Source organism: Microbulbifer discodermiae (genome assembly GCF_040742695.1).
Taxonomy (GTDB): domain Bacteria; phylum Pseudomonadota; class Gammaproteobacteria; order Pseudomonadales; family Cellvibrionaceae; genus Microbulbifer.
Genome location: NZ_JBFLAB010000033.1, coordinates 35,390 through 45,611 on the forward strand (window position 1 = coordinate 35,390; position 10,222 = coordinate 45,611).

The window sequence follows — 10,222 nt, forward strand, 5'->3', positions numbered from 1 at the left end:
TCACTCAAGGGTTCCGGAGCGAGCGGCTTCGGCCCACAGGCTGGAGAAGAGGGCGACGGCCTGTGCGCGGTGGCTGATGCGATTCTTGAGCACCCGGGGCAACTGCGCGGAGGTCAGTCCCTCGGAATCCACAAAAAAGAGCGGGTCATAGCCAAAACCCTGTTCGCCGGCCGGTTGGCGCAAAATTCTACCTCGCCACTGGGCGCTGCAAACCAGTGGCACAGGGTCGTCGTGGCGGCGTACAAACGCCAGTGCGCAGTGGAAGCTGGCTCCGCGGCGGTCATCGGCAACGGCTGCCATGGCCGCCAGCAGTTTGCGATTGTTATCGGCATCCGTGGCGTCCCCGCCGGCGTAGCGCGCGGAATAGATTCCCGGCGCGCCCTGCAGCGCATCCACCGCCAGGCCCGAATCGTCGGCCAGTGCCGGCAGTCCGCTGACGCGGCTGGCGAGACGCGCCTTGATCAGCGCATTTTCGATAAAACTAAGGCCGGTTTCCTCCGCCTCCGGCACCCGGAATTCCACCTGCGGCACTACCTGGATATCCCAGCCGGCAAATAGCTGGGCGAACTCCTTCAGTTTGCCCGCGTTGCCGCTGGCCAACACTATTTTTTCCACTGGGGGGCAATTTCCTGTTGATCAATAAAAAGCGAGCGCCTGGCGCTCGCTTGCGGTGTGCCGGCAACTCGTGCCGGGCGGGTTAATTTCTTTCCAGCTTGCGGCGAAAGGTGACTTTTTCGGTCTGGCCGTTGGGCAGCTTCACGTCGATGGCGAAAGTCAGTGTTTCCTCGTCCTCGAAGCGCAGCGGGGCCAGATAATAAACCGCGTCCCCCTCGCGGATCTCCATAAATTTCAGCGGTCGAGCTTGCTGCATCAGATTGGTGGCGGTACCGGTAAGTTCAGACCCGAGGCCGTGTTTGCCCTCCGGGTGTTCCACCACGGTGACGTTGACGAAGGCCCGGTCACCAGCGCGAACCAGCCGGTAGCTCTGTGCGATCTCCGGCTTGATAAATTCGCTGTTGAACACCGTATAGATCACGCGGTAATTGCCGAAATCATCGTGACTCTTGATGATTTTGGCTTCCTGCGTCGCCGCACTGATGGCCCACATAAGCAGGGCCGCGGCGGTGACTGCTGTCAGTATGCGCTTCAAGATTCACCTCCTTGGTCGATTTTGGTGCGCCCTCAGAGCGGCTGGTTGCGGACTGCTGCTGGCGCCTGGTTGTCTACCCATTAAGTCTAGCGAGTCAGGTGGTAAATTGCGGTCTCGCCAAACAGGTTGGGCAATACATCTTTGAAAATCCGGCCTAGTTTGGACTCTGATACTACCTCGCGGTGCAGGATAGTCCAGTCGTTCTGTCGGCACAGCAGGTCAAAATCCCGGAAAGTACAAAAGTGAATATTGGGCGTGTCATACCATTCGTAGGGTAATAGGTCCGACACCGGCATGCGCCCGGAGAACGCCAGGTGCCAGCGGGCCTTCCACTGTGCAAAGTTGGGAAAGGTGATGATGCATTCGCGCCCCACCCGCAGCATTTCCCGCACCACCAGATGTGGCTGGCGCAGGGTCTGCAGGGCCTGGGTCATCACCACCGTATCGAAGCTGTTGTCGGCAAAGTTGCCCAGCCCTCGGTCCAGATTCTGTTCCACCACGTTGACACCCCGGGCGAGGCACAGGGCTATCTGCTCGGCGCCGATTTCGAGGCCGTAGCCTTGCACCTGTTTGCGCTCCGCCAGTTGTTGCAGCAGCAGACCGTCGCCGCAACCCAGGTCGAGCACGCGGGTGTGCGGCGCTATCCGTTCCTGGATGACATCGAGATCGATACGCATCACTGTTCCCTGCCCAGTGCGGACTCCTTCGCCACCCGGTGCATATAGGTGGAGAAGATACGCTGGTAGCGCTGGTTCGGCAGCAGAAAGGCGTCGTGGCCCATGGAGGATTCTATTTCCGCGTAGCTGACCGGCAGGTTGGCGTGCATCAGTGCGTCGACGATTTCCCGCGAGCGCTTTGGCGCAAAGCGCCAGTCGGAGGTAAAGGATACCAGCAGAAATTTACAGCGGGCGTGGGAAAAGGCGGCCACCGGGTCGTCGTCATACTCGCGGGCCAGGTCGAAGTAATCCAGCGCACGGGTCATGAGGATATAGGTATTGGGGTCGAAACTGCCGGAGAAACTGTCCCCCTGGTGGCGCAGGTAACTCTGTATCTGAAACTCCACCTGCTCTTCCACCCCCGGTTCCAGAGTGCCGGAGCGCAGTTCGCGGCCAAACTTGCTGCCCAGTCCGTCATCCGACAGGTAGGTGATGTGGCCGATCATCCGCGCCACTGCCAACCCTTTGCGCGGCTGTTTGTTTAGCTCCAGATAGCGGCCGTCGCAAAAATCCGGGTCCGATGTAATGGCCTGGCGGGCGGTTTCGTTAAAGGCGATATTCTGTGCCGAGAGCTTCATGGCGGAAGCGATCACCACACAGTGCCGCAGACGTTGGGGGTACTCCAGCGCCCAGCGCATGGCCTGCATGCCGCCCAGGCTGCCGCCGACCACTGCGGCCCACTGCTCTATGCCGAGCAGATCCGCCAGCCGCGCCTGGCTGTGTACCCAGTCGCGCACGCGCAGTGTGGGAAATTCCGGCCCCCAGGGGCGCCTGGTCCCGGGGTTGATGGAGGCGGGGCCGGTGGATCCGTGGCAGCCGCCCAAATTGTTGAGCGAGACTACAAAAAAATGATTGGTGTCGATTGGCTTGCCGGGCCCTATATAGTGATCCCACCAGCCGGGGCGCTTGTCGTCCGCGCTGTGGCGACCGGCGGCGTGGTGGTGCCCGGACAGTGCGTGGCAGATCAGTACCCCATTGGAGCGCTCGGTGTTCAATTCGCCGTAGGTCTCATAGACCAGGGTGTACTCCCGGAGAATGCGGCCGCAGGCGAGCGCCAGCGGTTCGCCGAAACTGTGCTGTTGTGGCGCCACTATGCCGACGGACCCGGTCTCCACGCTATCGGATGTGGCAGCATTTCGGTTGTGGGCGGCCGCGGAGGGCGGTGACAGTTTTTCCTGGGACAAGGCGGCCACGCTATTGGGTAAATCGCAATTGAAGAAGGGCTGGGGCAAGTGTACGGGAGCCCTGCGCACGAATACAAATCAGTGCCAGCGGTTTTGCCGCCCGGAGACCTTTTCGCCGCCCCGCTCAGGGTTTGCTGGGGGGCGGCGGCTTGCTGCGATCCGCCTCAGTGGCTGGCAGGCGCCTTGAGGGGGGTGACATTGTCGGCCCGGGGTGCGGGGGCCGCCGGCAGGGGCGCGGCTGTACTCTGACCCAGCAGCTCCTCCAGAGTGGTCAGCGCATTGTCGTTGCGCAGTATCTCCGTTTCCAGGGCGCGCAGGTCTGTGCGCTTGCTGTGGGTCTTCTGCTTCAGTTCGGCGAGCCTGATCATATGCCGGTTGAGCAGGTGCTTGTGGTATTGCGCATGCTGCTTGAGCGGTTCCAGCGCCTGCTCCAGCCAGGTGTCGGTGGCCGCGGTGAGCCGGGTGTACAGGCGGCCCACCTCGTTGGCCAGGGTGGTGATGAAGCGCTGGGTCAGGCGGTTGCGACGTGCCAGCAGCAGTTGTGGTGAGCGGCGCAGCTGGGCCGCCTGGCGGTGCAGGCCGTGCAGGGAGAGGCGGAAGATACCGGCGTTAAAATACTGCGCGCTGACGTCCACATTCTTCAGGGTGGAGCGTTCAAAAATCGCATCCACGACCCGGTTGGCACGCTCCACTTCACTCTCCAGGTTGGCCAGCTGGTGATCGACACCCTCCATAAAACTGTCGATGGCCTTGGCCAGCCCCAGTGGCGTCCAGCGCTGGTGCAGGGTGTTGCTGGTTTCATTGATCAACAACTGCAGCTGTTGGCTGGAAATGGGGGCCAGCAGCGCTGCCCGCTTGCGCGCCAGCATGCGCTGGCTCGATTTGAGGGTCAGCAGCTCGTGGTGGCAGGTGCGGTGTTGCTCTTGCGCCGCTTTTTGCAACTGGGCCAGTTCCGCAAACTGCGTATCGTTGCCGACCTTGTTGCGCTGCAGTTGCGTGAGCGCCGTGCGACTGCTGTTCAGGCGGCGCTTGAGCAGATCGCGGGTATCCGCCATCAGGGTCAGGGCCTGGTGCAACGAGCGGTGTTCGGACAATTTCTGGCGGTGTTCTACCAAGCGCTGCACCAGCAGCGCCTCGAACTCTTCGAAGTGGCTTTGCCGCAGCAACTGCGGGTCGCGGCGGGCATGGGCCAGCAGGGCTTTTTTCGCCGATACGCCCACCACACCATCCGGGGGCAGATTCAACAGTTCGCCCACCTGGGTCCGCATCTGCAACAACAGCTGCTCCGGATCCTCGTCCGGGTCGTCCCAAGTGGTGTCAATCTTGTTGAGCAGGGCCATGACCGCAGTGCCGCGATGCTGGCGCAGAGGCACCAGGTGTGTCTCCCACATATTGAGGTCGGTGCCGCTCACACCCGTATCCGCCGACAGTAGAAAGGCCACCGCCTGGGCGCTGGGCAGAGTGCTGAGGGTAAGCTCGGGCTCGTTGCCCAGGACATTCAGCCCCGGGGTATCGATAATACGCAGTCCCTGTGCCAGCAGCGGGTGCGGCAGGCACAGCAGTGCAAAGCGCCAGGCTGGAATTTCAACCAGATTGCCCTTGCCATCCAGGTGGTTGCGGTCGAAACCGTAGCGCGCGGCCTCTTCGGGCAATACCGACTTGGTGGCCGCCACACGCAGCAGGGCATCGCGGGTTGCCTCTGCGTCTTCGGCATTGAATTCATGGGTTACCCACTTTTGCGGGATGCGGCGGAAACTCTCCAGGCTGGTGCTGGTCGCCAGGGTCTCGATCGGCAGCAGGCGCAGGCTGGCCTGTTCTCCCCCGTCGCTGAAGATTTCTGTGGGGCACATGGTGGTGCGTCCCGGCCGGGACGGCAGCAGGCGCTTGCCATAGGTGTGGGACAGCAGGGCATTGATCAGTTCTGTCTTGCCGCGGGAAAACTCACCCACCAGCACCAGGGTAAACTGATCCTCCGTCAACAGGGCGCGAGCCTGCTGCACCACCTGGCGCGCCCCGGCGGAGTTGGGAAAGTGTTCCTTCAGCCAGAGGTTGAACGCTGCAAACTGGCTGTCGAGCGATTTCCTCCAGCGATCATAGTCGGCAATGTGCCGACGCAAAATGGCATCTTCCATGGTGATTTCTTCTTTTTAGTGGCGCTTTCTGTAACTGCTCATTCTCGACTAAGCCGCGGCAGAATAGAAGCGCGGCACTGCGAAAACTGTGCTGCAGTCGAGGAAAAACGTCGCAGAAGGTATCAGAAACCGGGGATGTGCCAGAAGAGGCTGTAAACGAAAGCTGGCATGTTTGCCATTTGTGCAAAACCAAGCAGCAACTTGTCGGCCACCGTCAACAGAATAAAGACAAAGATAGGGCTGATATCAATCATGCCCAGCGGCGGGATCACCTTGCGCACCGGGGCATAGACGGGTTCTAGCAGCTGGCGCAGCAGCATCAGCGCCGGATGGCTGCTCTGGGGCGCCACCCAGCTGAATATGATCGAAATCAACATGCCCACAAAGAGGATCGCTATGGTCGTCGATACCGCGCCCAGAAGCGACCATAATAGAGCACTGAGGGGATTGAAGAACCCACCTCCGGCGAGCATGCCGCAGACCATGATCATCACCCAGCCCACCAGCAGCGCCAGCACAATCGAAGCCATATCGAGGCCGAATACCCCCGGCACCAGCTTGCGCAGGGGCAGCAGCAGCGGGTTGGTGACCTTGACGATGCCCTGGGAGATGGGATTGTAAAAATCGGCGCGCGCCAGCTGCAGCAGAAAACGCAACAAGACGGCGAACAGGGCCAGAATGCCGAGGGTGGCAACGAGAAATACACCGATATTACTGAAAGTACTGGTCATCTGAGTTTCCTGCATGGTCCCCGCGACGTCCGGGAGCGGCAGAGACTGGCCCGCTCGCGCCCCCGGGGAGCCGCATTACATCCAACTTGATATGTGGCCTGATGGGGCCACATATCAAGCGTATAACTGCTTGATTGTTCGTTGAGGGTTTGCGGACATACGCCGCAAACCCCGGTTGAGGAAAGCCAGGGAAGGCTTTTTCAACAACCTGTCAGGTGTCCAGCTCGCGCGCCATCTCCGCCGCTCGCGTCGCGCAATCCCGCATGGCCTCCTCTACCAGCTGCGGCAGGCCGCCGCTCAGGAAGCGCTGAATGGCCCGTTCGGTGGTACCATTGGGCGACATGACATTGCGCTTTAATTGTGCCACATCCACATCGCTGGACAGCGCAAGTTTCGCCGCCCCCAGCGCAGTTTGCAAGGTGAGGCGCTCCGCGTCTTCGCGCCGCATACCGGCCTTTGCGGCGGCATCGATCATGGACTCCATAAACTGAAAAAAATACGCCGGGCCTGAGCCGGAAACCGCGATCACCTGGTCGATACCGCTTTCCCGCTCTACCCAGACGGCAATGCCCACCGCTGTCGCCATCTCCTCTGCGATCTGCCGCTGCGCCGCACTGACCCCGTCTGCGGCGAACAGGCCAGTTGCCCCCGCGCCCACCTGTGCGGGGGTATTCGGCATGGCGCGGACTATCGGCACCCCACTACCCAGCCAGCGCCTGTAGGCCGCAAGCGGTATGCCCGCGGCCAGGGTGATCACCAGGGGTTTGCGCTCGCGCACCGGACTGGCAATAGTGGTGCACAGATCCTTCATCATCTGGGGCTTCACCGACAGCACCAGTACGTCTGCCACGGACGCAGCGGCGGCATTGTCGGTGGTGACCTCTACCCCGGTGCGCGCCTTGAATTTGGACAGTTTGTCATTGTTGCGACCGGTGGCCAGGATTTGCTCCGCCGGATAACCGCTGGTCAGCAGGCCGCCGATTACGGCTCCAGCCATATTGCCGGCGCCACCGATAAAGACCAGTTTTTCCCGCTCCATTTAGTGTTCCTCCATCCTTTTGCCCGGCGCGGCAGGACGCGGGCCAAAAATATCTGTGCCGATGCGCACTATAGTGGCACCGGCCTCGATTGCCGCCTCCATGTCCCCGGACATGCCCATGGACAATGTGTCCAGAGGCTGATCCGGCAGCGCCTCGTCCAGCTCGTGCAACAGTCTGGCCAGCCGCTGCAGCGATTCCCGCTGCGCCTCCCGGCCCGGCTTGAGGGCGGGAATTGCCATCAGGCCGCGCAGCCGCAGGTTTGGCAGTCCGGCCAGTGCCCGGGCCAGTGGCAGAACCCCGTTAGGGGCGAGACCGGATTTGCTCGCCTCGCCGTCGATATTGACCTGCAGACACAAGTTCAGCGGTGGCATCTGTGGCGGGCGCTGACTGGACAGGCGCTGTGCGATTTTTAATCGATCCACACTGTGAATCCAGCCGAAAGCTTCCGCCGCCGCCCGGGTTTTGTTGGATTGCAACGGGCCGATGAAATGCCACTGGATAGCCAGATCCCGCAATTGTTTCTGCTTGTCCAGCGCCTCCTGCAAATAGTTTTCGCCGAAGTGGCGCTGCCCCGCCGCGAAGGCCAGACGCAGATCCGCCGCCGGTCGCGTCTTGGACACCGCCAGCAGGGTCACCTCGTCGGGGTCGCGGCCGCAAGAGCGGCAAGATGTGACAATCCGCTCACGCACGCGAACAAGGTTTTCGGTGATCTCCCCTTTGCGCATATACTAGTCCGGCATCAGAAAGCGTGGATTCTACGGCAATCCCCTGAGAAGAATAAGGTAGCAGTATGGACATCACAGAACTCCTGGCCTTCAGCGCCAAACAAAATGCTTCCGACCTGCACCTCTCCGCCGGCCTGCCGCCCATGATCCGCGTGGATGGCGACGTGCGCCGCATCAATCTGCCGCCCATGGAACACAAGCAGGTGCACGGCCTTATCTACGAAATCATGAACGACAAGCAGCGCAAGGACTTCGAGGAGTTCCTGGAGACCGATTTTTCCTTCGAGGTGCCCGGGGTGGCGCGCTTCCGCGTGAACGCCTTTAACCACAACCGCGGTGCGGGTGCTGTGTTCCGGACCATTCCCTCCAAAGTATTGACCATGGAAGACCTGGGTATGGGGCAGGTGTTCAGGCAGATTTCGGATACCCCGCGGGGTCTGGTACTGGTGACCGGTCCCACCGGCTCCGGCAAATCCACCAGCCTGGCGGCCATGATCGACTATATCAACGACAACAAGTACGAACATATCCTCACCGTAGAGGACCCCATCGAATTCGTGCACGAATCGAAAAAATGCCTGGTGAACCAGCGCGAAGTGCACCGGGATACCCACGGCTTTGCCGAGGCATTGCGCTCCGCCCTGCGGGAAGACCCGGACATCATCCTGGTGGGGGAGATGCGGGACCTGGAGACCATCCGTCTGGCACTGACCGCCGCGGAAACCGGCCATCTGGTGTTCGGCACATTGCACACCACCTCCGCCGCCAAAACCATCGACCGGGTGGTGGATGTGTTTCCGGCCGAAGAAAAGGCCATGGTGCGCTCCATGCTTTCGGAATCGCTGCAGGCGGTGATTTCCCAGACCCTGTTGAAGCGCAGTGGGGGTGGACGGGTGGCCGCCCACGAGATCATGCGCGGCACCCCGGCTATCCGAAATCTGATCCGTGAGGATAAGATCGCGCAAATGTATTCTGCGATTCAGACCGGTGCCAACGTCGGTATGCAGACCATGGACCAGTGTCTGGAGGACCTGGTTGCCCGTCGGGTTATCACTCGCGAGGTCGCGCGCGAAAAGGCCAAGATGCCGGAAAACTTCTAACTCATTAACCCGGCAACTCAATAAGTTACCGGGTTGTTGCCAGCGGGCAGGGGCCCGGCCGAATACAACAAGATAAGAGCAGTAGCGCAAATGGAAATCGAACGACTGTTACAGCTGGTGGTGGAAAAGGGCGCGTCAGACCTGTTCGTGACCGCCGGTGTGCCCCCTTCCCTGAAGCTGCACGGCAAGGTGGTGGCGGTGACTAGCAATGCCCTGTCGCCGGAAAAGGCCCGCGAACTGGTCGTGGGTATTATGAACGACAAGCAGCGAAGGGAATTTGCGCAAAACAAGGAACTGAATTTCGCCATAGCCGTGCGCAATGTGGGACGCTTCCGGGTCTCCGCATTTTTTCAGCGCAATCTGGTGGGTATGGTGTTGCGGCGCATTGAAACCACGATTCCCACCGTCGATGGCCTCGGCTTGCCGGACGTGCTCAAAGATCTGGCCATGACCAAGCGCGGACTGATTATTTTTGTCGGCGCCACCGGTACCGGTAAATCCACCTCACTGGCATCAATGATTGGCTATCGCAACGAAAACTCCAAGGGCCATATCATTACCATTGAGGACCCGATCGAATTTATCCACCAGCACCGTGGCTGTATTGTCACCCAGCGCGAGGTGGGGCTGGACACCGACTCGTTCGAAGTGGCCCTGAAAAATACTCTGCGCCAGGCGCCGGACGTGATCCTGATTGGTGAGGTGCGCTCCCGCGAGACAATGGACCATGCTATCGCTTTCGCCGAAACCGGTCACCTGTGTCTCTGCACCCTGCATGCCAACAACGCCAACCAAGCGCTGGACCGCATTATTCACTTTTTCCCCGCCGACCGGCACGAACAGCTGTGGATGGATCTCTCCCTGAATCTCAAGGCCATGGTGGCTCAGCAGCTGGTTCCGACACCGGACGGTGATGGCCGCCGCGCCTGTCTGGAAATACTGATCAACACGCCTCTGGCTTCGGATCTTGTCCGCAAAGGTGAAGTCCACAAATTGAAAGAGTTGATGAAGCGTTCCACCGAGCAGGGTATGCAGACCTTCGATCAGGCCCTGTACGAATTGTATGACCGCGGTGAAATTACCTACGAGGACGCCCTCGCCCACGCCGATTCCGCCAATGACCTGCGCCTGCTGATCAAGCTCAAATCCGAATCCGATGCAGAATACCTGCAGCAGGCGGCCGGTGAGCTGAGTCTGCAGGGCGATAGCGACGACTACAACGGCCCACAACCCTATTAAGCATATATTCCCACCATGGCTGGCGCTGCCAGCCGATTATCGGTGTTTGACTACACTATCTCCTAAGGAACCTCTGAAAAACTGCTCCAGTCTGGCATAATTTACCCCATTTCCAACATACACAGATTCAATCATGAGCCAACTGACCTTCGCCGAAGCCGAATACACTATCAAGAAACGCAAAACACGGCGCGAACTGTTCCTC

General features: G+C 60.4%; 10 protein-coding genes. 2 read left to right on the top strand and 8 right to left on the bottom strand.

Annotated features, from left to right (window positions below; all coding sequences use genetic code 11):
- The 8 genes from rdgB to AB1S50_RS12560 all read right to left on the bottom strand — a co-directional run bounded on the left by rdgB (position 1) and on the right by AB1S50_RS12560 (position 7,678).
- The gene (gene rdgB / locus AB1S50_RS12525) at positions 1-615 is read right to left on the bottom strand and encodes an RdgB/HAM1 family non-canonical purine NTP pyrophosphatase (RefSeq protein WP_367151098.1); all 615 of its coding nucleotides are present in this window, start codon (positions 613-615) and stop codon (positions 1-3) included.
- An 82-nt stretch (positions 616-697) separates the two neighbouring features.
- Complete coding sequence (locus AB1S50_RS12530) at positions 698-1,150, bottom strand: DUF4426 domain-containing protein (protein ID WP_367151099.1); 453 nt, start codon at positions 1,148-1,150, stop codon at positions 698-700.
- An 86-nt stretch (positions 1,151-1,236) separates the two neighbouring features.
- A complete protein-coding gene (gene metW / locus AB1S50_RS12535; protein WP_367151100.1) occupies positions 1,237-1,827 on the bottom strand; it encodes a methionine biosynthesis protein MetW in 591 nt (196 codons plus the stop codon).
- Positions 1,827-2,981, bottom strand: a complete 1,155-nt coding sequence (gene metX / locus AB1S50_RS12540) for a homoserine O-succinyltransferase MetX (protein ID WP_367151108.1) — start codon at positions 2,979-2,981, stop codon at positions 1,827-1,829. The genes metW and metX overlap by 1 nt, the downstream gene beginning before the upstream one ends.
- Positions 2,982-3,214: 233 nt before the next feature.
- Complete coding sequence (locus AB1S50_RS12545) at positions 3,215-5,182, bottom strand: dynamin family protein (protein WP_367151101.1); 1,968 nt, start codon at positions 5,180-5,182, stop codon at positions 3,215-3,217.
- Between the two features lie 122 nt (positions 5,183-5,304).
- Positions 5,305-5,913 (bottom strand): YggT family protein, encoded by a 609-nt coding sequence (locus tag AB1S50_RS12550; protein ID WP_367151102.1) that lies wholly within the window; start codon positions 5,911-5,913, stop codon positions 5,305-5,307.
- Positions 5,914-6,124: 211 nt separating this feature from the next.
- The gene (gene proC / locus AB1S50_RS12555; protein WP_367151103.1) at positions 6,125-6,952 is read right to left on the bottom strand and encodes a pyrroline-5-carboxylate reductase; all 828 of its coding nucleotides are present in this window, start codon (positions 6,950-6,952) and stop codon (positions 6,125-6,127) included.
- Entirely contained in the window at positions 6,953-7,678 is a 726-nt protein-coding gene (locus AB1S50_RS12560) for a YggS family pyridoxal phosphate-dependent enzyme (protein WP_367151104.1), read from the bottom strand.
- Between the two features lie 65 nt (positions 7,679-7,743).
- On the opposite strand from AB1S50_RS12560, the gene AB1S50_RS12565 reads away from it, so the two are divergent.
- Both AB1S50_RS12565 and AB1S50_RS12570 read left to right on the top strand, forming a co-directional pair.
- Positions 7,744-8,778 carry a type IV pilus twitching motility protein PilT gene (locus AB1S50_RS12565; RefSeq protein ID WP_367151105.1) on the top strand — a complete coding sequence of 345 codons (1,035 nt, stop codon included), beginning with the start codon at positions 7,744-7,746 and terminating at the stop codon, positions 8,776-8,778.
- Between the two features lie 90 nt (positions 8,779-8,868).
- Positions 8,869-10,017, top strand: a complete 1,149-nt coding sequence (locus tag AB1S50_RS12570; protein ID WP_367151106.1) for a PilT/PilU family type 4a pilus ATPase — start codon at positions 8,869-8,871, stop codon at positions 10,015-10,017.
- Positions 10,018-10,222 lie beyond the last annotated feature (205 nt).

Excerpts from the sequence above, each read along its gene's own strand:
- AB1S50_RS12560 (WP_367151104.1), bottom strand. The coding sequence starts at position 7,678 with ATGCGCAAAGGGGAGATCACCGAAAACCTTGTTCGCGTGCGTGAGCGG.
- AB1S50_RS12565 (WP_367151105.1), top strand. The coding sequence starts at position 7,744 with ATGGACATCACAGAACTCCTGGCCTTCAGCGCCAAACAAAATGCTTCC.
- AB1S50_RS12550 (WP_367151102.1), bottom strand. The coding sequence starts at position 5,913 with ATGACCAGTACTTTCAGTAATATCGGTGTATTTCTCGTTGCCACCCTC.
- proC (WP_367151103.1), bottom strand. The coding sequence starts at position 6,952 with ATGGAGCGGGAAAAACTGGTCTTTATCGGTGGCGCCGGCAATATGGCT.
- metW (WP_367151100.1), bottom strand. The coding sequence starts at position 1,827 with ATGCGTATCGATCTCGATGTCATCCAGGAACGGATAGCGCCGCACACC.
- AB1S50_RS12570 (WP_367151106.1), top strand. The coding sequence starts at position 8,869 with ATGGAAATCGAACGACTGTTACAGCTGGTGGTGGAAAAGGGCGCGTCA.
- AB1S50_RS12545 (WP_367151101.1), bottom strand. The coding sequence starts at position 5,182 with ATGGAAGATGCCATTTTGCGTCGGCACATTGCCGACTATGATCGCTGG.